This is a genomic window from Pseudoalteromonas marina, from assembly GCF_000238335.3.
GTDB lineage: Bacteria > Pseudomonadota > Gammaproteobacteria > Enterobacterales > Alteromonadaceae > Pseudoalteromonas > Pseudoalteromonas marina.
The window spans coordinates 623,735-649,200 of record NZ_AHCB03000012.1 but is presented as its reverse complement, the minus strand read 5'-3'; the positions used below and the strand labels follow the sequence as shown (position 1 = coordinate 649,200).

24 protein-coding genes are annotated in these 25,466 nt (G+C 38.6%); 17 read left to right on the top strand and 7 right to left on the bottom strand.

Features of this window, described 5'->3' with window-relative positions:
- Positions 1 to 5 precede the first annotated feature (5 nt).
- Entirely contained in the window at positions 6 to 629 is a 624-nt protein-coding gene (locus tag PMAN_RS18760; RefSeq protein ID WP_010556201.1) for a transglutaminase-like domain-containing protein, read from the bottom strand.
- A gap of 195 nt (positions 630 to 824) precedes the next feature.
- On the opposite strand from PMAN_RS18760, the gene PMAN_RS18755 reads away from it, so the two are divergent.
- A complete protein-coding gene (locus PMAN_RS18755; protein ID WP_010556202.1) occupies positions 825 to 1,775 on the top strand; it encodes a GlxA family transcriptional regulator in 951 nt (316 codons plus the stop codon).
- Positions 1,776 to 1,797: 22 nt separating this feature from the next.
- Here the strand turns inward: PMAN_RS18755 and PMAN_RS18750 are convergent, their stop codons facing one another.
- Entirely contained in the window at positions 1,798 to 2,046 is a 249-nt protein-coding gene (locus PMAN_RS18750; RefSeq protein ID WP_010556203.1) for a hypothetical protein, read from the bottom strand.
- A gap of 407 nt (positions 2,047 to 2,453) precedes the next feature.
- On the opposite strand from PMAN_RS18750, the gene hisG reads away from it, so the two are divergent.
- The 11 genes from hisG (at position 2,454) to PMAN_RS18695 (ending at position 11,237) form a co-directional block, all read left to right on the top strand.
- On the top strand, positions 2,454 to 3,353 hold the full coding sequence (gene hisG / locus PMAN_RS18745; protein ID WP_004586378.1) for an ATP phosphoribosyltransferase: 900 nt from the start codon (positions 2,454 to 2,456) through the stop codon (positions 3,351 to 3,353).
- Positions 3,354 to 3,358: 5 nt separating this feature from the next.
- Positions 3,359 to 4,660, top strand: coding sequence for a histidinol dehydrogenase (gene hisD, locus PMAN_RS18740; RefSeq protein ID WP_010556204.1), 1,302 nt, complete (start codon positions 3,359 to 3,361; stop codon positions 4,658 to 4,660).
- Positions 4,650 to 5,759, top strand: coding sequence for a histidinol-phosphate transaminase (gene hisC / locus PMAN_RS18735; protein ID WP_010556205.1), 1,110 nt, complete (start codon positions 4,650 to 4,652; stop codon positions 5,757 to 5,759). Before hisD ends, hisC begins: the two co-directional genes overlap by 11 nt.
- Positions 5,756 to 6,817, top strand: coding sequence for a bifunctional histidinol-phosphatase/imidazoleglycerol-phosphate dehydratase HisB (gene hisB, locus PMAN_RS18730; RefSeq protein WP_006793446.1), 1,062 nt, complete (start codon positions 5,756 to 5,758; stop codon positions 6,815 to 6,817). The genes hisC and hisB overlap by 4 nt, the downstream gene beginning before the upstream one ends.
- Complete coding sequence (gene hisH, locus PMAN_RS18725; RefSeq protein WP_004586382.1) at positions 6,814 to 7,404, top strand: imidazole glycerol phosphate synthase subunit HisH; 591 nt, start codon at positions 6,814 to 6,816, stop codon at positions 7,402 to 7,404. Before hisB ends, hisH begins: the two co-directional genes overlap by 4 nt.
- A gap of 33 nt (positions 7,405 to 7,437) precedes the next feature.
- Positions 7,438 to 8,172, top strand: a complete 735-nt coding sequence (locus tag PMAN_RS18720; protein ID WP_004586383.1) for a 1-(5-phosphoribosyl)-5-[(5-phosphoribosylamino)methylideneamino] imidazole-4-carboxamide isomerase — start codon at positions 7,438 to 7,440, stop codon at positions 8,170 to 8,172.
- Positions 8,154 to 8,933, top strand: a complete 780-nt coding sequence (hisF, locus tag PMAN_RS18715) for an imidazole glycerol phosphate synthase subunit HisF (protein WP_010556206.1) — start codon at positions 8,154 to 8,156, stop codon at positions 8,931 to 8,933. The genes PMAN_RS18720 and hisF overlap by 19 nt, the downstream gene beginning before the upstream one ends.
- On the top strand, positions 8,924 to 9,538 hold the full coding sequence (gene hisIE / locus PMAN_RS18710) for a bifunctional phosphoribosyl-AMP cyclohydrolase/phosphoribosyl-ATP diphosphatase HisIE (RefSeq protein WP_010556207.1): 615 nt from the start codon (positions 8,924 to 8,926) through the stop codon (positions 9,536 to 9,538). Before hisF ends, hisIE begins: the two co-directional genes overlap by 10 nt.
- A 119-nt stretch (positions 9,539 to 9,657) precedes the next feature.
- Positions 9,658 to 10,188: a hypothetical protein gene (locus tag PMAN_RS18705; RefSeq protein WP_010556208.1), complete on the top strand. Its 531-nt coding sequence runs from the start codon at positions 9,658 to 9,660 to the stop codon at positions 10,186 to 10,188.
- Positions 10,189 to 10,190: 2 nt separating this feature from the next.
- Entirely contained in the window at positions 10,191 to 10,376 is a 186-nt protein-coding gene (locus PMAN_RS18700; protein WP_006793440.1) for a DUF1289 domain-containing protein, read from the top strand.
- A gap of 63 nt (positions 10,377 to 10,439) precedes the next feature.
- Positions 10,440 to 11,237: a glycosyltransferase family 25 protein gene (locus PMAN_RS18695; RefSeq protein ID WP_010556209.1), complete on the top strand. Its 798-nt coding sequence runs from the start codon at positions 10,440 to 10,442 to the stop codon at positions 11,235 to 11,237.
- On the opposite strand, the gene PMAN_RS18690 is transcribed toward PMAN_RS18695, so the two are convergent.
- From PMAN_RS18690 to PMAN_RS18670, 5 genes are all read right to left on the bottom strand, one after another.
- Positions 11,232 to 12,848: a M56 family metallopeptidase gene (locus PMAN_RS18690; protein ID WP_010556210.1), complete on the bottom strand. Its 1,617-nt coding sequence runs from the start codon at positions 12,846 to 12,848 to the stop codon at positions 11,232 to 11,234. The two genes, PMAN_RS18695 and PMAN_RS18690, sit on opposite strands and share 6 nt — an antisense overlap.
- Before the next feature lie 11 nt (positions 12,849 to 12,859).
- Complete coding sequence (locus PMAN_RS18685; protein WP_010556211.1) at positions 12,860 to 13,240, bottom strand: BlaI/MecI/CopY family transcriptional regulator; 381 nt, start codon at positions 13,238 to 13,240, stop codon at positions 12,860 to 12,862.
- Between the two features lie 256 nt (positions 13,241 to 13,496).
- Positions 13,497 to 14,768: an O-acetylhomoserine aminocarboxypropyltransferase/cysteine synthase family protein gene (locus PMAN_RS18680; RefSeq protein ID WP_010556212.1), complete on the bottom strand. Its 1,272-nt coding sequence runs from the start codon at positions 14,766 to 14,768 to the stop codon at positions 13,497 to 13,499.
- Positions 14,769 to 15,187: 419 nt separating this feature from the next.
- Complete coding sequence (locus PMAN_RS18675) at positions 15,188 to 17,275, bottom strand: sensor domain-containing protein (protein WP_010556213.1); 2,088 nt, start codon at positions 17,273 to 17,275, stop codon at positions 15,188 to 15,190.
- Positions 17,276 to 17,430: 155 nt separating this feature from the next.
- Positions 17,431 to 19,212: a M61 family metallopeptidase gene (locus PMAN_RS18670; RefSeq protein WP_010556214.1), complete on the bottom strand. Its 1,782-nt coding sequence runs from the start codon at positions 19,210 to 19,212 to the stop codon at positions 17,431 to 17,433.
- Positions 19,213 to 19,416: 204 nt separating this feature from the next.
- Here PMAN_RS18670 and PMAN_RS18665 point away from each other — a divergent pair, with 204 nt between their 5' ends.
- The 5 genes from PMAN_RS18665 (at position 19,417) to PMAN_RS18645 (ending at position 25,303) form a co-directional block, all read left to right on the top strand.
- A complete protein-coding gene (locus tag PMAN_RS18665) occupies positions 19,417 to 20,952 on the top strand; it encodes a GGDEF domain-containing protein (protein ID WP_010556215.1) in 1,536 nt (511 codons plus the stop codon).
- A 71-nt stretch (positions 20,953 to 21,023) separates the two neighbouring features.
- Positions 21,024 to 22,367: a nucleotide 5'-monophosphate nucleosidase PpnN gene (ppnN, locus tag PMAN_RS18660; protein WP_010556216.1), complete on the top strand. Its 1,344-nt coding sequence runs from the start codon at positions 21,024 to 21,026 to the stop codon at positions 22,365 to 22,367.
- 10 nt (positions 22,368 to 22,377) lie between these two features.
- Entirely contained in the window at positions 22,378 to 23,151 is a 774-nt protein-coding gene (xni, locus tag PMAN_RS18655; protein ID WP_010556217.1) for a flap endonuclease Xni, read from the top strand.
- A 69-nt stretch (positions 23,152 to 23,220) separates the two neighbouring features.
- Positions 23,221 to 23,607: a DUF3192 domain-containing protein gene (locus PMAN_RS18650; protein WP_033019488.1), complete on the top strand. Its 387-nt coding sequence runs from the start codon at positions 23,221 to 23,223 to the stop codon at positions 23,605 to 23,607.
- A 7-nt stretch (positions 23,608 to 23,614) separates the two neighbouring features.
- Positions 23,615 to 25,303 carry a hypothetical protein gene (locus PMAN_RS18645; protein ID WP_010556218.1) on the top strand — a complete coding sequence of 563 codons (1,689 nt, stop codon included), beginning with the start codon at positions 23,615 to 23,617 and terminating at the stop codon, positions 25,301 to 25,303.
- Positions 25,304 to 25,466 lie beyond the last annotated feature (163 nt).

Sequence of the window (25,466 nt, the reverse complement as noted above, 5' to 3'; positions counted from 1 at the left end):
AATATTTACTTACCAATATTTGAAAAATCGAGAGCTAAATGCGGGTAATAGTGATCACAACTTTTGTTAATAAGTGCCGTTGGCATTTCCGCAAATTGCCCATGATCTTTTAAATACTCCATATGCTTTTCGCCGTCAGCAGTAAATTGATGAAATAAAGAGTGGTTTACTCCATCAAATTCTAATGGCTTTATATTAACGAAATCACACAGCTCTTTATTAAAGGCAGGTGTTGATTTCACCCACTTTCCCTCAATAAACTGCTCTACATAAGCGTGCATTGTAAACACATCATTTTTTAGTAACTTGTCTAACTTAGGTGTACTTAAATGATTACGAACATCTGCCAAACCCAAGCGGGCAGGAATATTAATAGCTCGGCTCAATGCAATTTGTAATGATGCCTTTGGAATACAGTATGCTGCTTTATTGTCTAAGCAATAGTCACTACTAAGTGACTTTGCCCCATCTAAAAGTGTAAAAGGATCATATTTAATTCCATCTCTTACAAGATAATAAATTGAAACGGCCTTAGTGCGATCGTCATGGCCTTTAACATTTTTCAACCAGTTATTTATTTCACTGTGCTTTTGATTAAAATAAGCATTATTTTGTATATACTGCTGCAAACCATTCCCCTTTGTGACTCTGATTTTTATAAATTAAAATATTTAAAATGCATTTAATATGAAACAAAACAACTTTAAAACAATCACTTAAAAAATAACCGCTATTTAAAGTAGGTTTTAATGTTACTTTTACAAAGATTAAAATAATATGTCTTCACGGGTACTTTTAACAGTCCGATTGGGCCAAATTAAATTATGAAAAATATAGCAATTATTGCCTACGAGGGATGCTGGGCAGTCAGCGTATTATTAGCTAAAGACTTTTTTACCATTGTTTCGTTACTCGACTCGCATTATTTATTACCTCAAAGTTATAACGTAGAAATAGTTACGACAGACGGTGCACCTATAACAAGCTCAAGTAATTCAATTGTTGTTGCCGATAATTCGCTTTCTGACAAACCGTATGATTTAGTGATTATTCCACCAATTGAGGGCTCTAAATTAAAGAGTATGCCCTCTAGCAGTATATTAATAATTGAATGGTTAATACCTAAAATCAATAGTAGTACGTCTATTCTCAGCTTAAGCACTGGTTCTTATTTTTTAGCCGCCACAGGCGAGTTAAATAAAACAGCCATTGCAACTCATTGGAGTTTGGTTAAACCATTGAGTAAACTATTTCCCGACTGCCAGTTTATTAATCATAAATCGTATTTAAAAATGGGAAGTATCTATACAACGGGCTCTTTTGAGGCGGGAATAAGTGTACTACTAGAAATAGTTGCAAAAGACAAGGGCGATCGCTTTTCCCAGCAATGTGCCACACATTTACTTATTTCTGACTCTGGTAAGTTAAATTTTGCATTACCAAAATATAGTAGCCACAGAGACGAAAAAATTAGTGAAGTGCAAGACTGGATTTATAATCACTCAAGCAGCGTAATCACAATCGTTGAGTTAGCAAAATACTTTAATTTTAGTGAGCGCAATTTAAAGAGGCGATTTACGCAAGCAACCGGTATATCTATAAATAGGTACGTGCAAGAAGTGAGAATAGACAAAGCTAAAAAACTGTTACTGTCTACAGATAAAACCGTAAACGAAATATCAATTAACGTAGGCTACGAAAACAGCAGTTTCTTCACCCGCCTGTTTAAAAAAAACACAGGGCTAACACCCGCAAAGTGGCGTAAAAATGAATAACAAGTTTTAATTTTATGAGCATTTATGCCCATGTGTCTAAATGCTCAATACCATCGTCATCTTTATTAACGCTTTTTTTATGGGTTGGTGGTTGAGTCTCGTCACTTAAACCGTTTAGTTTTTTCTTTTTCTGTAATTCTCTCTTTTTTTTGTTTTCAAGTTCCACTTTTTCACTCGCAGCGCTACTTTGCACACCTGCAATATGGAATGCACCTTTAGATTCAAGCGACAGCCGCGTTATTCTACCCAAATAAGGGATCATTATATCCATTTATAAATCCTTAAAGCCAAAGCCTAGTTATGAGCAAAAATCAACCAGCTGATATAATACAAACTAATTCAGTTACATCTATAGTATCGGCAGTTATAAGATATGCTTTAATTAAGCTTAAAAAACACTTGCCATTGTGATGCATAATATGTTTTTATAATCGCGAAATTTATTAAAACAGATATTTGTTGAGCGTTACGTTAGTAACGAGCAGCACAAAGGAAATAAAATGCGCTTAAACCTGACAACAGTACATCATCACCACCATTCACCGGAATAACCTGTCAGGTCTTTCGCTGAGAGGTTATTCCTAAAAGGAACCTCTGGCGATTCATAACACATTGATTCATTTTCGCCCTGAGGTTCCCCTCGGGGTTTTTAGTTTTTAAATTAAAGGAAAATGAATAATGAGTAACACAAATCGTCTACGTATCGCCATCCAAAAAGGCGGTCGCCTGTCTAAAGATTGTCAAGATTTACTAAAGCAACTAGGCGTAAAATTAAACCTACGTGAACAACGCTTAATTGCACACTCAACCAATATGCCAATTGACGTACTTCGTGTGCGCGATGACGATATTCCGGGCTTAGTAATGGACGGTGTTTGTGATTTAGGTATTGTTGGCGAAAACGTACTAGTAGAAGTACAAGCCGAACGTGAACGCCAAGGTGTACCAAGCGAAGTTAGCAAACTAGCAAAACTAGACTTTGGTTACTGCCGCCTTGCACTTGCATGGCCACAAGAGCTTGGCCCACGTGATAAAAGCTGGTTTGAAGGCAAACGTATTGCAACAACCTACCCAGAAATATTAACGCAGTGGTTAAAGCGCGAGGGCATTAATGCAAGCACTGTAATGCTTACAGGCTCAGTAGAAGTAGCCCCACGTGCCGGTCTTTCAGATGCAATTTGTGATTTAGTTTCTACCGGTGCAACGCTTGAAGCGAACGGCTTGATTCAAGGTGATACAATTTTAGAATCAAACGCGTGTTTAATTCAAAATAAAGACCTGCAAGATGAAGACAAACTAGCGCTAATCAATAAGCTTATGCCGCGCCTTCGTGGTGTTAAACAAGCTAAAGAAAGCAAATACATTATGCTACACGCGCCAAAAACTAAACTTGATGAAATTTGCGAAATTTTACCAGGCTCTGGCCAACCTACTCTACTTGCACTTGCTGGTAACGAAGAGTACGTAGCGCTTCACATGGTAAGCAGCGAAACATTATTTTGGGAAACAATGGAGCAGCTTAAAGCCCTAGGCGCTAACTCTATTTTAGTAATGCCAATTGAAAAAATGATGGAGTAAGTACCATGCTTCGTTGGAATGAGGAATCTTCACAAGTACAAGCAGCGGCGCTAATGCGCCCTGCGGTTTCTGCCAGCGCAAAGGTTGAAGCAATATGCCAAACAATTATGAGCGATGTGAAAGAGCAAGGCGATATAGCCTTACTTGATATGGCTAAAAAGTTTGATAATAGAGCTAACCCTCGTTTACGTGTACCGCTTGATGAAATAAACGCATCAGAGCAGGCACTAAGCGCAGAGCTTAAATACGCAATTGACACCGCTTATGCAAACGTTAAACGTTTTCACGAAGCGCAATTGCCTAAAGATATTAAGTTATCAACCCAACCTGGCGTTGAATGTGAACTGAAATATCAGGCCATCGAAGCTGTGGGCATTTATGTACCTGGTGGTAGTGCTCCACTGCCATCATCGGTTATTATGCAAGGTGTACTTGCACAATTAAGTGGTGCTAAAACCGTCGTACTTGCAACCCCTGTGCAAGGTGATGAAAGCATTAACCCTGCGATATTATATGCAGCTAAGTTATGTGGCATTACAACTTTAATTGAAAGTGGTGGCGCAGGTGCAATTGCCGCAATGGCCTACGGCACTGAATCAGTGCCTAAAGTGAACAAAATTTTTGGCCCAGGTAATAGCTTTGTAACGATGGCAAAACAGCTTGTTGCGCAAACAATTCCTGGTATGGCAATCGATATGCCAGCAGGCCCCTCTGAAGTGTTAGTAATAGCAGATGAGCGTGCAAACCCAGAATTTATAGCCGCAGATTTACTCTCGCAAGCTGAGCACGGCGCAGACTCGCAAGTTATTTTATTGTGTAACAGCGAAAGTACCATTAAGCAAACGCAGCAGGCACTTACACGCCAGCTTGCTAAATTAAGCCGTAAAGATACAGCCGAGCAAGCTCTGGCTAATTCATCACTTATTTTAGTGGACTCTGTTGAGCAAGCATTTGATGTATCAGCGCGATATGGCCCTGAGCACTTAATTTTGCAATTAGCAGATTCAACACCTTACTTAGATAAAGTAAAAAATGCAGGCTCGGTATTTGTTGGCGACTACACGCCAGAATCAGCGGGCGATTACGCATCGGGTACTAACCACGTGTTACCTACCTACGGTTATAGTGCAACTTATTCAAGCTTAAACTTGCTTGATTTTTTCCGCACTTACACAGTACAAACTATAAGTAAAAGTGGCCTAACACAGCTGTCAAAAGCTATTTTGCCACTAGCAGATGCAGAAGGCCTTGATGCACACGCAAATGCGGTTTCAATTCGTTTAGAGGCAATTAAAAATGAGCAATGAGAGCGCACAAGCGACTAGCTTATTACCACAAAATATTGCAGCTCTTGCTGCCTACAGCTCTGCTAAAAGTGAAAAGCTAACAGGGTCAACGTGGTTAAATGCCAATGAAAGCCCGTACGCTAAAAATATTGAGCTGAGTATTGAAGATTTAAATCGCTACCCAGACCCACAGCCGCAACTGGTTATTGACCGTTATGCTGCGTATGCAGAGCTTGAAAGCGAAAACGTATTAATGACGCGCGGCGCCGATGAAGGCATTGAGCTTTTAGTACGCACCTACTGCGAACCTGCAAAAGACAGCATTGCGTTATTTTTGCCAACTTACGGTATGTACAAAGTAACCGCTGATACGCACAACGTTGCTATCAATGGCTTAACCCAAGCGTTATTACTTGATGGCAGTGTTGATGAAATAGTTGAGGCAGTGGGCAGCTCAAAACTGGTGTTTATTTGTAATCCAAATAACCCAACCGGTAGCTTAACCCCCCTTGAAAAAATAAAAGCACTGGCAACAGCGCTTGCCGGTAAGGCCTTAGTTATTGTTGATGAAGCCTATATTGAATTTTGCCCTGAGCAAAGTGCTACAGCGCTGATTAACGAATATAGTAATGTAGTGGTACTGCGCACTTTATCTAAAGCGTTTGCGCTTGCAGGGTTAAGAACCGGTTTTACACTTGCACAAGAAAGTGTACTTGCACCTATTCGTAAAGTGATTGCGCCGTATCCGGTATCGGGTGTGGTAGCAAGTATTGCAGCACAAGCCATAGCGCCTGATGCAATTACATCAATGCGCCGCCAAGTGAGTATTTTAAATAGTTTAAAAGCTAAACTTGTACAGTGGTTAAACGCATCCCCTGCTGCATTAAAAATTCTAACTGGTGAAGGTAACTTTGTTACCTTAAAATTAGCCGACAAAAACTACTTTAAAGCAGCACTTGAACAAGGCTTAGTGATGCGCGCGTTTACCCTATACGGTGAAGACGATTGGCTACGTATCTCCATTGGTAATGAGCAAGAACTTGAGCAAGTAAAAATTTGGTTAGATGGCCTTGATAAGCCAGCAACCTCACCTCTTTTATCAGGACAAGAAGTATCATGAGTAACCCCTATTTATTTATTGACCGTGACGGCACCATAATTGAAGAGCCAATCACCGACAAACAGGTAGACAGCCTAGAAAAATTAGCGTTTTTACCTGGTGTTATCCCGGCTTTATTACAGTTACAAGCCGCAGGGTACCGCTTAGTAATGGTATCGAATCAAGATGGCTTAGGCACAGACAGCTTCCCGACTGCTGACTTTGACATAGCTCAAGATAAAATGATGGATATAATGCAAAGCCAAGGCATTAGCTTTGATGAAGTATTAATTTGTCCACACTTTGACGAGCAAAACTGTGATTGCCGTAAACCTAAAACAGGTTTATTAACTGAACTTATGCGCTCTGGCAAAGTTGATTTAGCACGTTCATATGTAATTGGCGATCGCCAAACCGATATTGGCCTTGCTCAAAATTTATGTTGTGAAGGCATTTTGTATGATGGCAGCTGGCCTGCCATTGTTACAAAGCTTACAACTGCCAATCGCGAAGGCCGTGTTACGCGTAACACCAAAGAAACCCAAATTGATGTAGCCATAAACCTAGATCAAACTAAAAACGGTAGCATTGAAACAGGCCTTGGCTTTTTTGATCATATGCTTGATCAAATTCGCACCCACGCCAACATTGGTCTAAATATTAAAGCGAAAGGCGATTTACACATAGACGAGCACCACCTTGTTGAAGACATAGGTATTGCCCTAGGTGTTGCGCTTAAACAAGCGCTTGGCACTAAATCGCAAATAGCGCGCTATGGTTTTGCGCTACCTATGGATGAGTGTAAAGCTGAAGCACAAATTGATTTATCGGGCCGCGCTTCATTTGTATTAAACGCTAACTTTAGCCGCGAAAAAGCCGGCGATTTAGACGTACAAATGGTTGAGCACTTTTTCAAAAGCTTAAGCGATAATGCCGCTATTAGCCTTATTTTATCGGTGAGCGACGGTAACTGTCATCACCAAGTAGAAGGCTTATTTAAAGCATTTTCACGTGCCCTTCGTATGGCAGTAGCACAAGACACGACCCAACAAACAGCCAGCTCTAAGGGATGTTTATGATTGCCATAATTAATACCGGGTGTGCCAATATAAATTCAGTTCGTTTTGCGTTTGAACGCTTAGGTCAAACGCCAACGGTCATTACCTCGCCAGAGCAATTAGCCGGCTTTGAGCGTGCTATATTACCAGGCGTTGGACATGCATCTGTTGCCATGAAGCGTTTAGTAGATAACGGCTGGCAACAAGCTATAAATGAATACCAGCGCCCTCTTATGGGTATTTGCTTAGGTATGCAGTTACTGTGCGAAAGCACCGAAGAAGGTAACGTTCAATGCTTAGGTAAAATACCAGGCCAAGTAAAGGCCCTTGATGTTGGCAATTTAACATCGCCGCATATGGGTTGGAATAACTTAAGCGTAAATAAAGAGCATGCACTTACCAAAGGCTTAACACAAGACGAGCAAGTGTACTTTGTACATAGCTTTGCGCACACCGTAAACGATGCAACACTTGTAAGCGGCGAATACGGCCAAACCTTTTCAGCCATAGTTGCAAAAGACAACTACGCGGGCATGCAGTTTCACCCAGAGCGCAGTGCAAAAGTAGGCACACGTTTATTACAAAATTTTGTTGATTGGCAGTTATAAACGGCCCATTAACCAACAATAAAGAGATTATTTGTGATTATTCCAGCATTAGACGTATTACAAAATCAAATTGTTCGTTTATACCAAGGTAAGTACGACACCGCTCAGTTTTACCCTTTTGAGCTTGGTGCACGTTTAAAAGAATACGCCGACAGCGGCGCAGGTAAATTGCACCTTGTAGATTTAGAAGGCGCACGCGATCCAAGTAAAAAACAGTGGCAACATATTCAAGCTGCAACTAAAGCGCTTAACGTACCGTACCAAGTGGGCGGCGGTATTCGCTCAGAGCAAGATGTAAGCGATTGGCTAAAAGCCGGTGCTAACCAAGTTGTTATTGGTTCTATGGCGGTAGAAAAGCGCGAGCAAGTAAAAGCCTGGATTGAACAATTTGGCGCCGAGCACTTTGTTATTGCTCTTGATGTAAATAAAACAGCCACGGGCTGGGCACCTGCTACCCATGGTTGGTTAAGTGAATCTGAGTTTGGTTTACTTGAACTTGTAGATTTTTATGTAAGCTTGGGTGTTATTGACTTTTTATGTACGGACATCAGTAAAGATGGCACCATGACTGGCCCATCGTTTGAGCTTTACGAAGATTTAACTCGCCATAACAGCAGCATTAAAGTGCAAGCTTCGGGCGGCGTAAGCTCACTTGATGACATTAAAAAGCTTAAAGAGCTGGGCGTAGGTGGCGTTATTTTAGGTAAGTCACTACTCGATGGCGCATTTAGTGTTGAGGAGGCGTTGGCATGTTATCAAAACGCATAATCCCGTGTTTAGATGTAAAAGACGGCCAAGTAGTAAAAGGCGTTAAATTTAAAGGCCATGAAGTTGTTGGCGATATTTTAACAATGGCAAAAGCCTACAGCGATGCCGGTGCCGATGAACTGGTTTTTTACGAAATCAGCGCAAGTGTTGAAAAACGCCTACTTGATGTAAATTGGGTAGAGAGTATTGCCCGCCACATCGATATTCCATTTTGTGTGGCTGGCGGCATTAAATCGGTAGCCGATGCAGCACGTGTACTAGAGCGTGGCGCTGACAAAATAAGTATTAACAGCCCCGCTATTGCCCGCCCTGAGCTTATAAAAGAGCTACATGATGAATTTGGTAAGCAATGTGTTGTTGTAGGTATTGATAGCTTTTACGATGAGGTGACCGGCGAGTATTTAGTGTATCAATTAACCGGCGATCCTAATGCATCAAGCCGTACACGTTATAAAACCGAGGAATGGGTTAAACGCGTACAAGACTTAGGCGCAGGCGAGATTGTTTTAAACTGTATGAACCAAGATGGCGTACGTAACGGTTACGACAATGAGCAGCTAAGTAAAATGCGCGCATTATGTAATATTCCTTTAATCGCATCAGGCGGTGCAGGCAGTATGCAAGACTTTGTTGATGTATTTAAACAAAGCGAAGTCGACGGCGCATTAGCAGCAAGCGTTTTTCACAAAAATGTGATTAACATTGGCGAATTAAAACAATTTTTAACCGATAACCAAGTGGCAGCAAGACTATGCAAGTAACACAACAAAACCAAACTCAAGTAGATTTTGCTAAAAGCGAAATGATCCCTGCGATTGTTCAAGATGCTCGCTCTGGTGTTATTTTAATGCAAGGGTTTATGAACAGCGAAGCACTAAAGGTGACGCTTGAAAGTAACAAAGTAACCTTTTACTCGCGTTCAAAGTCACGTTTATGGACCAAAGGTGAGTCATCAGAAAACTACTTAAACGTAGTATCGGTGCATACCGATTGTGACTACGACTCAATTTTAGTACTGGCTAATCCAGAAGGCCCAACATGTCACTTAGGCACACAAAGCTGCTTTGGTGATGACGCTAAACCTAGCCTGAGCTTTTTAGCGCAATTAGAAGATGTGATTGTTGAGCGTAAAAACGACGACCCAGCAAAAAGCTACACCGCTTCATTATTTGCTAAAGACTTAAGCCGTAGCTGTCAAAAAGTGGGCGAAGAAGGCGTAGAAGTAGCGCTTGCCGCAATGAAGCACGATAACGATGAGCTTACTAATGAATCGGCTGATTTAATTTATCACCTTACTGTATTATTACAACGCCAAGGCTTAGCCCTAGAAGACGTTGTAAAATGCCTGCAAGGTCGCCATAAATAACGCGTGCTAAAGTAAATTAAAAAGAGGCTCATATTTTATGGGCCTTTTTATTTTCCCTTTTAGTTGAATAAATGATGTGTGTTATAGTGCACGGCTCAATTTATCGGTTACTGTGAACTATGAAAAACTATATTACCCTTCTTATTATCGTGTTTATTTTAGCGGGCTGTACAAGCAAAACTAATCAGACTACAACCAAAGCTACTACAACGAATCAGTCTGCAAAAACCACAGTCACATCCGATGAATGTAGCAGCATAAATAAACTAATAAATGGTTATGAGTTTGGCTTTAATTCAATCAAAGCAGATAAAGTAAATAACCCGTTTTCAAACCAATGGCACACTAATACTCATGTCATTGGATCTGCCTGTACAATTACTTTAAATAAGTCTGAGCAAGTAAGTTACCAATGCCAAACACCTGTTAAAGCGCAAACGCATGCAGTAAATTCGCATCAAACACTTGCTGAACAGTTACGCCAATGCCTATCAAAAACAGGTTGGTTTGAAAGCCAAAAAGAAACAGCTAGTTCAATTTACAGCACCTTTGTACTTGATACTAAAAATCCGGTTATTACACTGTCTACAAATCAAGAAGGTAATGGGTTTTCAACTCGCTTTGAAATTGCTCCACCGTTAGGATTTTAATAATGCGAAAAACAAATAAAAACACATCTAAATTAAAAAGCGACTGTTTAGGCATATGTGAACGTCGCAGCGGTTATTGCACTGGGTGCGGTCGAACTAATGAAGAAATATTTGATTGGATCATTCTCTCTCAAGAAGAAAAAAACGCCATTTTAGCACAGCCGCGAGCTGACTTAAAAAATCCATAAATTTGCCACTTGCGTGTAACAGCCCCTCTTTAGTATTGCTAAAAATGCTAGGGGGTGAACATCATGGCAGCATTATTTGTAATAAACTTAGCGCGCTCAACGCAGCGACTCGCAAATACTCAAACGCAACTGGCACGTGTTAGCTTGCCATTTGAACGTATTGATGCCGTAGATGGCGCACAATTGAGTACACTACAAAAGTACCTACATTACAGCCCGCAATTGAATAAACAACAGTATCACTATCCGCTAAGCAATGGCCAAATTGGCTGCTATTTAAGCCACCGTAAAGCATGGCAAAAAATAGTTGATGAGAAATTAAAATACGCGATTGTGCTCGAGGATGATTTTTATATTGATGACAGCATTCATAATGCGATAAAAAATATTGAGCAGCTACAGCAGCCCTGGCAACTTATTAAACTCGCAGCCTATGAAAACCGCACTCGCCCTATTGCCTATCAGCAAAACCTAAATAACCACCAGCGATTAGTCATACATAAAAAACTAATGACCGGCTGCTGCGCCACAGCAATAAGCTATGAAGGGGCTAAGCAATTACTTAAAGCCACAGCTCAATTTGGCCGCCCTGTAGATTGCGACTTACAACATATTTGGGAAACCCACGTAAATGGTTTTTCGCTTATGCCATACCCTGTTTCGCAAAATACAGACATACAGAGCGATATTGCAAGCTGCGCTACTAAAACCAAGGTTAAAAAAGCTTTTTTGCGGCGTAAAGCACAGCAAATTAAAAGCTGTATTTTTAATAAGGTTTATACAAGCGCCTTTGTAAAGAAATTTAAACAAAATGAAAAAGGAGCCTCAAAGGCTCCAAGTTTAATTACTCAACGCTTATAACATCCTTAAAAGTTGAGAACCTGGTATGCCAGTTTGCGGTAATAACGCGGGGGTAACTGCAAATACTTCTGGAATTTTACTACTGATTTCGTTCATTTTTTTGCGGTTATTTTGTTTATCATAAACATAGTATTTAAGGATATTTCCGTATACATCATCTTTTGCATCTACCTGCTCTAGAGTTTTTAAAGCCTTATCGTAATCAGCAAGGTAAATGTATGCCAGTGCTAAGTTATCAGCAGAGCCAACATGTAGTTTCCCTCCAAGCTGTTTTGATAAATCTTCAAGCTCTTCAACTGCAAGCTCATAACGCCCTAGTTGTATATACGCGGTTGCTAGTGAATTTTTTAAAAAGTAAGGCGGGTTACTACCAGGCTCATACCATTTTTCGTAAGCACTCAATATATCTTCATATTGCTCGAGTTTAGAGTAAACGTGATTTAGCAGCCTAAAGCTTTGTAGTTTGATTTCAGCTTCTTCAAAACCAGCAAGTTTATCTCTATTTAAGTGCCATTGATGAATGCCTTGCGCAGCTTGGGTTAACAGTTCAGAGTTATCACTTTTTGCCCCTGCTGCACTTTTAAGAAGTTGTTCAAGTTGTTGATTATAAGCTTCACTTTTTACAGGTACCTGAGAAGTTTTACTACTTTGCTGTTTACTACTCGTATTACCATCTACAATTTGCGCTGCAGCTAAAGCACTAAAAGACATTGCCGCCGCGACCATAATCAAATATTTACATTTCATTGTTTTTTCCTTGTTTAACATTTTGATCCTCTGAATATTAAAGCTCTTAGAATGAGCAATATTCAAAAGTGGGGGGGTAAAAAAGTTGTTTTTACTTATAACGTTTTGCTTTTTTAGTAATAAGCTGGCTAAATCTAATTGGTATTTATCTTTTAGCTTTTCCATACACAATTCGTCACAGCTAAGTTCAAGTTGTTCTCGCGCTAAACCAGTTAACTTTAAGCAGATAGGATTCCACCAAAAAACGCTTTCTATAAAACAAATAAGCCACGTCCAATAAATATCACCTTGTTGTAAATGGGTTACCTCGTGCTGAATGACTGAATCTAATTCTTCACGATTTATCATCGTCGACTCTAACCAAATAACAGGCTTTATTAATCCTGTAGCAAAAGCTGGCTCTGTATGGGTTGTTAGCCTAATTGAATACTGATTGTTGATGTGTTTAAGTTCAGGACTTGGCTTTGAGTTAATGTATAGATTTTTTATAAGCTTTACATATAAGCCCATGCGTAATAAAAACAATCCAAAACCGGCTAAAACTAAAACCATAAAAACATTACTAAGTGATGGCAATAAGTCCCATATACCCATATCGCTTTGTAATTCGTCCTTAGTTGCTACTTGTTCAGCGTTTGGTATTAATTCTTTAACATCGGGAATCAATTGCGCCACGTTGAATGTGTAACGATTTGTCCCTTCAAATAACGGTAGCTGGGAAAAGTACTGCCAAGGGACAAACCAACATGCCAAGGCAATCATTAAAATGTAAAAGTTTAATCGTGCAGGGGCATTTTTTAATCCTTTTACTGTAAGTAAAATACATAAGCTAATAAGCGTGCAAGTTAGTAAATAATCCGTCATTACCCTCTCCTTTAATCTAACTTCTTATTTTTTAAAAGCGTTTGTAAGTATTCTATATCTTCATCATTTAGCTTTTCTTCTTTGATAAAGTGGGCAATTAAACTACGAGAATTACCTTTAAAAAATCGTTGCATAAAACTAGGCATAGCTTGCTCCGATAACGTGTCTTGAGTCACGATTGTTCTAAAAACAATGGCTCGCCCTTCAAGCCCACAGCGCTCTATAGCACCTTTTTGCTCTAACCTATCTACAATAGTTTTGACTGTTGTATAAGCTACTTGTTTATCTTTTTGCTTATCAGCTAAAAGTACTTTATGTAGTTGACTTGCGGTGCAGGGTTCTTCCTGCCAAAGCAGCTGCATAATATCCATTTCAAAATCACTAAGTTTCATTGTTGCTCCTATTACTACACTTGTAGTGGTACTGTTACAAATGTAGTAGTAAGAAATCTTAGTGTCAATACAAAACTGTCATATGAATAAAAAATAAACGGTTGAAATATAAAAGTCTCAGGAAGGTTTTATAATAAAGATATATAAAACAACGAGGTATAATTATAAATTGATTTTAGAAAAACATAAAAAACGAGAGTATATTTTCAACTAACGCTTTTTATGTTTTAAGCTTTTATGAAAGGTAGTGAGGTAACTATGCTTTATCGAGCGCTTGGCTTACATCCGCAATTATGTCTGCAATGTTTTCAATACCAACCGACAAACGAATTAAATCGCGACTTACGCCTGCGCTTGCAAGCTCTTCATCGTTTAATTGGCGGTGTGTAGTTGATGCTGGATGACAAGCCAGCGATTTAGCATCGCCAATATTAACTAAACGCAGGATCATATTTAGCGCATCAATAAAACGCGTGCCTGCATCAAGTCCGCCCGCGATACCAAAACTTAAAATGCCTGAGGCTTTACCACTGGTGATTTTTTGGCTCATTGCATTATATGGGCTTGATGTTAAACCAGCGTAGTTAACCCAAAGTACTTTAGGATGATTTTCTAAGTATTCAGCCAGTTGCTGCGCGTTTTCGCAGTGGCGATCCATTCTTAAGCCTAAGGTTTCAAGGCCGATTAAAATGTCAGATGCGTTTTTAGGGGCAAGCGCTGCACCAGTATTTCTCAGTGGCACTACTCTACAACGCCCAATAAATGCAGCTTCAGCAAACGCGTCGGTATAAACCACATTGTGATACGACGGATCGGGCTCGTTCATCATTGGAAAGCGTGTGGCATTGGCTTTCCAATCAAATTGACCTGAATCAACGATCATACCGCCAATAGCTGTACCGTGCCCGTTTATGTACTTTGTCAGTGAGTGAACCACTATATCGGCGCCTAGCTCAAATGGCCGGCATAAATACGGTGTAGCCACAGTATTATCAACAATAAGTGGGACACCTTTGCTATGAGCAATCTTAGCTAAACGCTCAATATCGACAATATTACCTGCAGGGTTACCGATAGATTCACAAAAAACAGCACGGGTGTTGTCATCAATGGCATCCTCGAATGCGCTAAAGTCATCAGCCTTAATCATACGCGCTTCAATACCTTGGCGGGGTAATGTATGGGCAAATAAATTATACGTTCCGCCATATACTTGGCTGGTGCTCACAATATTAGTGCCTACTTCACACAAGCATTGAATCGCATAGGTAATAGCTGCCATGCCCGAGGCTACCGCTAGCGCGCCAATGCCCCCTTCCATAGCAGCAATACGCTGCTCAAGCACAGCATTGGTTGGGTTCATTATGCGAGTGTAAATATTTCCAGGTACTTTTAAATCAAATAAATCAGCACCGTGTTGCGTGTTATCAAACGTGTAGGATGAGGTATTGTAAATAGGTACTGCTGCTGATTTCGTGGTTTCTTCAGACTCGTAACCATGGTGCAGCGCTAATGACTCTAATTTCATAATTAATTCCCTTGGTAAATTATTAAAACATACCACTTAAGGGTAATTAAATGCACGTAAAAATATAAACCCACAATAAAAGAATAATATAATCTTTTAAGCTGCAAATTAAGATTAAACTAGTTAATTTTATTTTAGAGCCCCTACTAGAGCATGCACCAAACTTGTTAATTCTTATTGTCTAGTAAATTGTCACCTCAAAACATAGCAGACGCTGAATGTGAAGTGCAGATTTAACTCGACCAATTTAAGAGCAATGGCACAGTCAAAACCCAACAAATACTGGCTCATGCTGCTGTATATGGAAGTAATAAATTAAACGAAGTCTTAAATCGATTTACGTTTGAATTAGAAAACTGTATTAAAGTGTTATTTAAACACGGTAGTTACATCGCACCCGTTACAAGGTTCACTGCTAGTTAACTATAAAAACGTATCGAAAAATCAATGAGGTCCTGCTCAGGTATTGGTTTACTGAAATAATATCCTTGAGCTAGATCGCAACCAAGTTCTTTTAATATTGTGAGTTGTTCTTTTGTTTCTACGCCTTCAGCGACAACTTTTAACCCTAAACCATGCGACATAGCGATTGTTGCTTCTACTAAACTGTAATCCTCATTATTTTTTGTAATCCCATTTATAAAACCACGGTCTATTTTTAGTACATTAAACGGGTACTTCCTTAAATAACTTAACGAGGAATAACCTGTGCCAAAATCATCCATTGACAATATAACCCCTAAATTTGTTATATCGTTTAATGTGTCAGTAATGCTGGACTCTCCACTCATTAAAACACCTTCTGTAATTTCAAGTTCAAGACTTTGAGGTTCAATATTCGCATTTGATAACGATGTTTTGATAAAGTTAAATAGGCTCAGATCTTTAAATTGACTAGGAGATAAATTTACTGCAATTGAAAAATTTCTGTTGAGCTGTTCTACGTTCTTCCATCGATTGAGTAAACTGAGTGACTCTTTAATAACAAACTCACCAATAGATATGATCACGCCTGTTTTTTCTGCAATAGGGATAAACTCATCTGGTGCCACACTTCCTAGTACAGGGTTTAGCCACCTGAGTAATGCTTCTGCCCCTATAATTTCGTTCTTTTTAACATCAAATTGCGGTTGGTAATAAAGAATGAATTCATTGCGCTGCAATGCACCTCGCATTTGCTCTTCTATTGTTAAGCGTCGTTGGATTACTGTATTCATTTGATTAGTAAAAAACGAGTATGTATTTCGACCCAGAGCTTTGGCTTGATACATTGCCGTGTCGGCGTTTCTTAATAAGTCAGACACAGATTTGCCGTTATCTGGAAACATTGCTACCCCAATGCTAATTGTTAACATTAACTCTCGCCCCTCAATTGTGAAAGGTTCTCGAAAATTTTGCAGGAGTTTTTCAGCAATACCCACAGCATTTTGTTGAGTGGAAATTCCTTTTGACAAAATAATGAATTCGTCGCCACCTAAGCGACCAATTGTGTCAGCTTTTCTTAATGCCCTTTGTAAACGATTGGCTGTTTCAATTAAAACTTTATCGCCTGCTTCATGACCTAGTGAATCGTTAATTTTTTTAAAATCATCTAAATCTAAGAAAAATACCGCTGCTTTTTCATCATTACGAGTCGCCTCAACTGTTAGCTGTGATAAACGGTCAAGAGCGAGTAAACGGTTTGGTAATTGTGTAAGGCTATCGAAATAAGCTTGTTTACGAATGAGTTGCTCTGATTGGTGTTGTTCGGTTATATCTCGAATAATTATCATTATTTGGTCGTATTTTAAAACTTTGTTAATTCTTGCTTCAAAATACACCTGCCCTTGAGGAACGGACAGCTCATATTTAAACGTTACAATTTCATCTTGTTCAATTGCTTTTTCTATGTAAACTTCAAACTTTTTAGCAACACTCTTCGGTAAAATATCAAGCATATTATTACCAACAAATTGGTCAGGGGAGACATAGAGGGCATCTTGATTATTAGCATGGTAATCGATAATTATTCCGTTATAGTCCATTAAAAAAAGCAAGTCTGGGATTGCTTCAAAAATGGTTTTTAGCATTTGTTCTTTAAATGTGGCAATGGCTTGGGCTTTTTTTACATCCGACAAATTAATGTCTATACAATACATTTGCTTGTTTTTAAATTCATTTTCAAACATTGCGTGGCTTGAATAAACGTATACGTCAGTTCCATTTTTATGTTTAAGTAATATTTCTGCAGCAGGGATTGCTACGCCTTCATTGATCCACTTTGTATGAGCCTCAATTACCATGTCTCTCATAGGGGCTGGTACTATCAGTTCTTCTAGCTTCTTTCCAAGTGCTTCCTCTTGTTTATAGCCATAAAGGAGTTCACTTCCTTTGTTCCAATACACAACTCGTCTTTGATCATCATAACCTTGCACTGAGATTGAATTAACACTTTCAAATAATTGGTGCAATGAATCGTTAGTTACAAACTGTTTAGATAATTGATTTACAATTGAGTTGGCAGTCATGCTGAGTCTATCTCCTTTAAAATTTCCTTATTTTATAATAGAAGTTAATTGTTGAATTTCCATACACATATATTTAAAAAATAAGCTTAGGTTTATTTTTAATTATTGGAGCAATAAAAAAGGAGCCTTAGCTCCTTTTTTACTATTTTTAAATCCTATTTAGTATCATTGGGGTGCTCAACACCCATCCAAGCTTTGAAAAGGGCTTTTTGCTTCTCACTTGCTTGTAAATTAGCAGTTACCTTTTTAGGTTTATCAAACTTTTCAGTTAATACTAATGTGAGGCTTTGTAATGCATCACGACGAATAAAGTCAATAACCACTTTATCACCAGGTTTAAACGTCTCAAGGCTAGACTTTAAATCTTTATTAACATGGAGCTTATTAATAGCTACAATTTTATCGTTAGTTGTTAAGCCTGCTTTCCACCCGCTACCATCGCGTTGAACATGCGTTAATGTTAAAAGCTGGCCGGTATTTTTAGCCACTGCGTCTATGCTGGCAATAGCCTTAGCAGCTTGTGGTCGTTCAAAAGTCAAACCTACTTTATTAAGCAACTCGTCAAAATTAATATTTGCAGGTGAGTCAACATGCTCTTCCCACCAATTTGAATAATCGAGACCTGTCAGGTTTTGTAAGATGCTTAGTACATCTTTTTCATCGAAGCCCGCTGGTAGCTTATGATTGTTATATAGTGCTTTATGCACATCACGGTAACTTACTTTACCCGCTGTTTTTTCTAGTAGGTCAATATCAAGTACCATTGATAACAATGAGCCTTCTGAATATATATTGGTACTGTAATTACGTCCGTGATCCCCACCTTGGTTAATCCATTTATCAAAACTCGTTTCACTGGCACTTTGAACTTCTCTGCCTGGTGTTTGTAAGTGTCGATTAATGGTTTTTGTTAGCCCTTTAAAAAACTCATCTGTCGTCTCAATGCCTGAACGCACTAATAAATGATCCTCAAAGTAGCTTGTTGAGCCTTCTGCAATCCAAAGTAATTTTGAGTAATTCATATTGGTATAATCGTAAGGTACCAATCCATTTGGGCGATATGCTTTTACATTCCAAGTGTGAATAAACTCATGAGCTGCTGTGCTTATGAAACCTAAATAATCTTCACGAGAGCCAAATCGATCACGCGGCCTTTGAATTATGGTCGAATTTAAATGCTCGGTTGCACCACCAGCGCCAGAAGTAGCATGCACCATAAAAACGTAGCGCTCATATGGGTAACTATCCCAAATTACATTACCGGTTGTTACTAGCTTTTTAAGATCACGCAGCATTAATTCAACGTCGTAGTTACCCTCCCCCCAAATAACTAGTTCGTACTCACGTCCATCAACGTTAAATGAGTGAAGTTGGTTAATACCTGTTTCGATAGGCGAGTCCACAAGCACATCGTAATTAGCTGCCTTGAACGAATGAGTAGAATCTAAATTATCCATTCCAGATACTGAACGCCACTGTTTCGGAACATCTAAATTAACCGTTACAGGCTCTTGTCGAAATGATTCGCTAAACATAAAAAAGCCAGAAGCGTCTATGAAAGCGTGGCTATCATCAATATGGCGAGCACGTTTACCAAGCTCGTTTGCATAGACCTGATACCCTACACTTACTTCTGTTGGTGTATCAATGTGAACACGCCATGTGCTGTGATCAATTTTTTCCCACTTTAAGGGGTTACCCTCTTTATCTCTTGGGTTAAAGTAACGTACGCCATTGGCAAGATTTAGTATTTCATAACGACCGGTGCGCCAAGAAGGTAATTTAATATCAAGATGGGCTTGTGCTGATTTAGGGAATTGAACGCGCACATCACCAAGATGATGTTGAGGCTGTTCAATACTCAATGAGTAGTTAACATCTGCAAATGCAGATGCAGATAACGCAGCACAAATTGATAAAACTAATAACTTTTTCATAGAAACCTAATTAAGACCTTAATTGTGTTCAAGGTTAACAAGCGAACATTTAAATGTGAATTAAAAGCGATAAACACTCATGTATACGAGTTTGTACGCACTAGGTTAATAAAATTATAGAGTTTTTACCGAGATAACTACACTTAATATAAATTTGTTGTAGACTTAGAATAATAAAATTACAAATCATGGTGGCTTGCCTAGGTGTCAGAAAAATCTACTGCTACAGAGAAAAAACTTAAACAAGCAATTGGTGCGCGCATGGCACTTGAAGACGCGCGAAAACATCAAGTAGACACCCTTTCTATTTTCTCATCTAAATTATCTTTAGCCTGTAAGGGTCTAGATACGGAACTTGATAACAGACTTGCTAACTTTAGAAGCGCATTAAATAAAGGCGTTGGTTTTGATGATTTATCTCCTTTAATCGACGAAACAATAGAGCTGTTAAAAAAGCAAGAAGCCATACAACTATCGCAGCAACGTGACCTGCAAGAAAGTGTTTTATCTGCTGGCAGACAACTACAAAAAACCAAAGGCTTGCCAGAGGGTACACGCCGCTCGTTAAGAAACTTACTTGATCACGAAATGAATAACGTCCATTCCACTCATGACTTTATTCCGCTACTAGAAAAATTAATAAGCTTTTATCATCAGGCGTTAAACACAAAGCTACGTGCTGATAGCAATATTAGTTGTGAGGCCACGCCTGCACTAGCACAAAAGCTGCTTGAACTCGCTAACGACTTAGTTCTTGAAGATGAAGCAACTGTAGAAATTAAACGTATTAAGAGCATTATATCTGAAAGCGATAATTTAGGGTCTTTGCTCGATACGGCCATAAATATAATTACTGTTGTTGTTAAAAATATAAATAAAGAACGAGAATCAGCGCAAAGCTTTTTATCGTCACTTAACCAAACAATTGAAGAACTACACAAATCAATAGTCGCTACAAGTAAGCACTCAACCTCAATGGGGACTGAGTTTGAAAACCTAAATAAAAGTATTAAAAGTAAAATAGAAAGCTTAAACGAAAAAACACAATCTGCGACTTCTATTTCATCATTAAAAGAGCTTGTTGATAATGAGTTAAAGTCGTTAACTCAAGACTTTATGGCAAAAGAAAAACTAGAACGCGAAGACAGAGAAATACTTGTATCTAGTTTTAATGAGATTAATGGCCGTATTGGCACGCTTGAAACAAAGCTTACAAAATACAAAAAACGCTTAAACGATCAACGTTTTAAAAGCCTGCTGGACGGGTTAACAAAATTACCTAATAGAGCCGCTTTTGACGAACGTTACAATCACGAAATGCATTTATTTAATGTTCAGCAATCAAATGTTACGCTGGTTGTCATCGATGTTGACCACTTTAAGTCAATAAACGATAGATTTGGCCATACAGCTGGCGATATAACGTTGCAAGTTATTGCGAAAGCATTACAAAAATCGATAAGAAAATCTGATTTTATAGCGCGATATGGCGGTGAAGAATTTGTCCTATTAATGAGCGAAACCACTGTTGATAATGCAGTTGCACCGCTTGAAAAACTCAGAAAGGTTATAAAAAACATCCCTTTTAAATTTAAAGACAAGCAAATTGAAATAACTATCTCCGTAGGCGCTACACAATTAAAAAAAGGGGATACGCCGATTAAAGCTTTTGATAGAGCCGACGACGCTCTGTATGAGGCCAAAAATACAGGTAGAGACCGCCTTTGTATAAGTAAATAATGTCATTCGATTATAAATATTGTAAATGTATGACTCAGTAGTAATTTACATAAATAGCAAGGAGTACGCCCATGTTAATACAGTTAAACCCAACTGGTGTATTAGATTTACTATCTCAGTTAGAGGTTGATTTATTAGAACAATCTTCTACCAGCGAACGTTATAAATTATTTAGAAATTGTGTGTTAGCGGTACTCAATGTAGGCAGCCACACAGACGAAAGTTCGCAAATATACGACAAGTATAAAGATTTTGATATTCGCTTGCTCAGCCGAGAGCGCGGTATAAAAATTGAACTTGAAAACCCTCCAAAAACAGCCTTTGTAGATGGTGAAATAATCACCGGTATACACGAACATATATTTTCAGTTATTCGCGATATTTTATTTATTTGTCAAAAGTACGAAAAAGACCTGCAAGAACAAAAAGCCATAACTCATATGGTGTTTGATATGCTCAGAAATGCGCATGCACTTCGTGTAAACAGCGAGCCTAATATGGTGGTTTGTTGGGGTGGACATTCAATAAACGAAACTGAGTACAAGTACACCAAACAAGTGGGTTATGAACTTGGCTTGCGTGGATTGAATATTTGTACTGGTTGTGGACCTGGGGCAATGAAAGGTCCAATGAAAGGTGCCACCATTGGCCATGCTAAACAACGTATTAAAAACAATCGTTATTTAGGGTTAACAGAACCCAGCATTATTGCAGCTGAACCCCCTAACCCAATAGTAAACGAACTCGTTATTTTGCCAGATATAGAAAAACGGTTGGAAGCATTTATACGCACAGCTCATGCAATTATTATCTTTCCAGGTGGTGCGGGCACTGCCGAAGAACTATTGTACTTACTAGGGATTTTATTGCATCCAGATAACGAAAAGCAGTGTTTGCCCGTTATTTTAACAGGACCAAAGCAAAGTAAAGATTACTTTGAAAAACTCTGTGAATTTATCGAAATGACACTCGGCAAAGAAGCATTAGACAAATTTGAAGTGATTATTGATGATCCGAGTTTAGTAGGCCAAAAGCTAAAATCTAAAATGGCCAATGTACGCGAGTATAGAAAAAGTGAAGGCGATGCGTATTACTTTAATTGGACGCTTAAAATTGATCACGAATTTCAGCAGCCTTTTGCACCCACACATGAAAATATGGCAAGCTTAGACCTACATTTGGATCAACCAAAACAGCAGCTTGCAGCAAATTTACGACGTGCATTTTCAGGTATTGTTGCGGGTAATGTTAAAGATGAGGGTGTACGCGCTATTAAACAACATGGACCTTATACTCTCAGCGGCGAGCCTGCCTTAATGCAAGATATGGATGTACTTTTACAGGCTTTTGTTGATCAAGGTCGTATGAAACTTCCTGGTAGTAAGTATATTCCGTGTTACATAATAAAAGCATGAGTCGTATAGTTTGAAACCCCATTTATTATTAATTGATGCGCTTAATTTAATTAGGCGCATTTACGCAGTTGACGCAAATCAAAAACATAGCAACGATGAGCAATTAGTGCTTACTTGCAGCGAGCGTGTAGCTCAAGCATGCAAAAAAATGCTTCGCATAACGGATGCAACACATGCTATTGCGATATTTGATGGGGATAAAAGTTGGCGTTATCACTTTTATGAACATTATAAACACTCCAGAGCCCCAATGCCTGAAACGCTAAAAAGTGCGTTGCATCATTTTAAATCAGCAATAGAGGAAACCGGCATTGTTGTTTTTGAACCAATAAATGATGAAGCTGACGATATTATTGCTACCCTTGCTTGCAAAGCTGCTGATAATAAAATCACGAGTACTATCGTATCCACTGACAAGGGATTTTTACCGTATTTAAACAGTGAAATACATATTTACGATTACTTTAAAAGGCAGCATTTAGATGAACCTGCAATACATGAACGCTTTGGGGTAGATAAGAATAGACTCGTCGACTTTTGGGCGCTTGCAGGCGATAAAACGAATGATATACCTGGTGTTAAAGGCGTTGGTATAAAATCAGCTCAACAGATTGTTAATAATTACACCTCTATAAATGAAGCATTGAGTGATGAATTACTTAATTCAGGACTACGCAAAAAACTTGAAACCAATATGGATATGTACGTTATCTCCAAACAATTGGTTAGTTTAAGAACAGATATAAATTTAGGGTTTAGTTTAAAGCAGCTCAGGCTTAATTAGTCGCAAGTAAATAGCGTGTATTTATAGCAAAACGTATACTGATACCCGTGGTAGTATTTAAGGTAAATAGTGTTGAAAAAGTTTATACGGTATTTAATTTTAGGATTGGGGCTATATGCGCTCATTGCAACTTTGGTGATTGCTTTTTACAAAGACGATCCTCAAGCTATGATTTGGCAAGATCGAGAGTCATTTAACAAGCGCTACATTGAAAAACTTTCGCTAGATTCTCAAACTACACTCAACACCGTACTTGATTACCTTGGTAGCCCAGACCTGACATTTGCTAAGCGGGATAACGAACAAGTATTACAGATTATTTTTTATCGTACTCAGCATATTACGTCAGACGGGATAACGACAATGGATGAATGCACAGGTTTATTATTTAAAAATGGCCAGCTCATTTTATGGGGACCTAGTGCGTACAGTAAATATCAGGAAGAAGTTAGGTGAAGGCATAATGGATGAGCCTCTTGCGAATCGTTTAAAGCAACTGCACGAAAATACGCAGCGTTTTTTAACCGGCTATAATAATAAAGAGCAATGGCAAGCCTTATACCCTATGGCTTGTAAATTAGCTGAACAGTATAGAATCTTATACGAACACTGCCCTAATGCACTGTTGTCTAAATTAACGTTATTTAATCCTCAATACAGCTATTCGACTAATTTAGTTATAAGCCAATGTGTAATTACCGCCGGCTTATGCGCTAGCCAAAATTACGATAAAAAACTTACCGAACTTTACATAAGCGCTGCGCTTGTGGAGCATATATGTGTTTGTTCGCAGTTAAATAAGCTAGCTGAACAGTCTAAATTTAGTGCCAATGATAAAAAAATTTGGCAGCTTCGCCACCAATTCGCAGCAAAAATAATGTTGAGCTGCGGCAATAGCGCAGCCCCTATCACACATATACTCGCTAAACTAAATAAATATAAGCAAGCCCTTGTAAACACGCCTAAAACAATGCTTTACGATGGTGGAATTACCCTTGTTGCATTAGCTAATATAATAGCAATGAATATAACTCATACCCCTGCTAGAAAGCACATAAGTTTTTATCAAGCTTTAGCCGATTTATATTTGCGCACGCCAAATCTGTTTGCACAACATTTGGTTAAGTCTTACGTGGCCGACGTGGGACCCTTTTTAGCTGGTAGCCGAGTTATATATCAAGATCAAAGTATGGTTTATTTAGCTACCGACAAACAAAACCGACACATTTTAGTTAACTCAGAAAATAAGCAGAAATTAGCTTGGTATAGAATAAAAGCCCCACTAAAAGACACCCCAAAACAGTGGAAGTGTGCAGATAAAAAGCTTCTATACAGTGTGTGGAACAGTGAACATATTACTATTAACGAGCCAAGCAGTTTAGATAAACCAAGGCAACTAATTGAGTTAATTAGTCAAATTAAAGTTAACCAAGAATATAGTTTTAAAGGTTTAAATAAAATAATGGGTCATCACCCTGAGATTGTTGCGCGAGTATGTGAAGCCGTAAAACCTTATAACAAAGAACATCAAGCAGCTAAAGATCTCCGCCATAGCTTGTCGATGGTTGGATACAACAACGCACCTGCTATTATTCAGCGCGTTGTATTTGAGCAATTGGTGAATTCAACACCCCATCCACTACAAAGGTTTATAGTAAATCGATTAGACAGCTTAGTAAAAATAATGGCTTTATTGGTAGCACCCAATAAGCAGTATCAATTTGAGCACATAACTTTACCTCTTTATGCATATACTCATTTTATGTTAACCCAATGCAGTAGTCGCTTGACACGAAAAGTAGCTATCGATGAAGTGCCTAACAAAACGCTAAGTGCACCATTTAGTGCATTTTTTGGTGTAGAAAGTATTAAAAATGAACACATCGAATCATTGTTTTCACAATTGCTGAGCGATAACCCTTGGGCAAACACATTGTTACAGGCAGAGCACACAGCAAAAAAACAGCTAACAAATAAACATAAGCTATGGGTCGCTTTAAAAGTAATTGCGCAACAGGTTTTCAAACCAGAACTAAAATTAACTCCATGGCAACAGCAAACTCTCAGTGAACAACTAGAATTAAATGGCTGGAATGAAGAGCGCACTTTTTACGACCAATTAGGAAATCTACAAATATATAACAATATTTAGTTCGGTTATTACCATTATAAATACAGGTTATACCCATTATTTATTCTATAAACTGGCAAAATAAGCGTTAAATTGGTATAAATGCGCCCTTAAAATTTTCAACCATTCACATAAATGACCTAACAAGCAGCTACTCTCTCAGAGTAGTAATTTATGTGCACAT

What these genes read in the sequence shown, in the direction of transcription:
- hisC (WP_010556205.1), top strand. Translation starts at nt 4,650, where the DNA reads ATGAGCAATGAGAGCGCACAAGCGACTAGCTTATTACCACAAAATATT.
- PMAN_RS18670 (WP_010556214.1), bottom strand. Translation starts at nt 19,212, where the DNA reads ATGAAAAAGTTATTAGTTTTATCAATTTGTGCTGCGTTATCTGCATCT.
- hisIE (WP_010556207.1), top strand. Translation starts at nt 8,924, where the DNA reads ATGCAAGTAACACAACAAAACCAAACTCAAGTAGATTTTGCTAAAAGC.
- PMAN_RS18750 (WP_010556203.1), bottom strand. Translation starts at nt 2,046, where the DNA reads ATGGATATAATGATCCCTTATTTGGGTAGAATAACGCGGCTGTCGCTT.
- PMAN_RS18705 (WP_010556208.1), top strand. Translation starts at nt 9,658, where the DNA reads ATGAAAAACTATATTACCCTTCTTATTATCGTGTTTATTTTAGCGGGC.
- hisD (WP_010556204.1), top strand. Translation starts at nt 3,359, where the DNA reads ATGCTTCGTTGGAATGAGGAATCTTCACAAGTACAAGCAGCGGCGCTA.
- PMAN_RS18690 (WP_010556210.1), bottom strand. Translation starts at nt 12,848, where the DNA reads ATGACGGATTATTTACTAACTTGCACGCTTATTAGCTTATGTATTTTA.
- PMAN_RS18645 (WP_010556218.1), top strand. Translation starts at nt 23,615, where the DNA reads ATGGATGAGCCTCTTGCGAATCGTTTAAAGCAACTGCACGAAAATACG.
- PMAN_RS18695 (WP_010556209.1), top strand. Translation starts at nt 10,440, where the DNA reads ATGGCAGCATTATTTGTAATAAACTTAGCGCGCTCAACGCAGCGACTC.
- PMAN_RS18685 (WP_010556211.1), bottom strand. Translation starts at nt 13,240, where the DNA reads ATGAAACTTAGTGATTTTGAAATGGATATTATGCAGCTGCTTTGGCAG.
- hisF (WP_010556206.1), top strand. Translation starts at nt 8,154, where the DNA reads ATGTTATCAAAACGCATAATCCCGTGTTTAGATGTAAAAGACGGCCAA.
- hisB (WP_006793446.1), top strand. Translation starts at nt 5,756, where the DNA reads ATGAGTAACCCCTATTTATTTATTGACCGTGACGGCACCATAATTGAA.
- hisG (WP_004586378.1), top strand. Translation starts at nt 2,454, where the DNA reads ATGAGTAACACAAATCGTCTACGTATCGCCATCCAAAAAGGCGGTCGC.
- PMAN_RS18680 (WP_010556212.1), bottom strand. Translation starts at nt 14,768, where the DNA reads ATGAAATTAGAGTCATTAGCGCTGCACCATGGTTACGAGTCTGAAGAA.
- hisH (WP_004586382.1), top strand. Translation starts at nt 6,814, where the DNA reads ATGATTGCCATAATTAATACCGGGTGTGCCAATATAAATTCAGTTCGT.
- PMAN_RS18675 (WP_010556213.1), bottom strand. Translation starts at nt 17,275, where the DNA reads ATGACTGCCAACTCAATTGTAAATCAATTATCTAAACAGTTTGTAACT.
- PMAN_RS18700 (WP_006793440.1), top strand. Translation starts at nt 10,191, where the DNA reads ATGCGAAAAACAAATAAAAACACATCTAAATTAAAAAGCGACTGTTTA.
- PMAN_RS18755 (WP_010556202.1), top strand. Translation starts at nt 825, where the DNA reads ATGAAAAATATAGCAATTATTGCCTACGAGGGATGCTGGGCAGTCAGC.
- ppnN (WP_010556216.1), top strand. Translation starts at nt 21,024, where the DNA reads ATGTTAATACAGTTAAACCCAACTGGTGTATTAGATTTACTATCTCAG.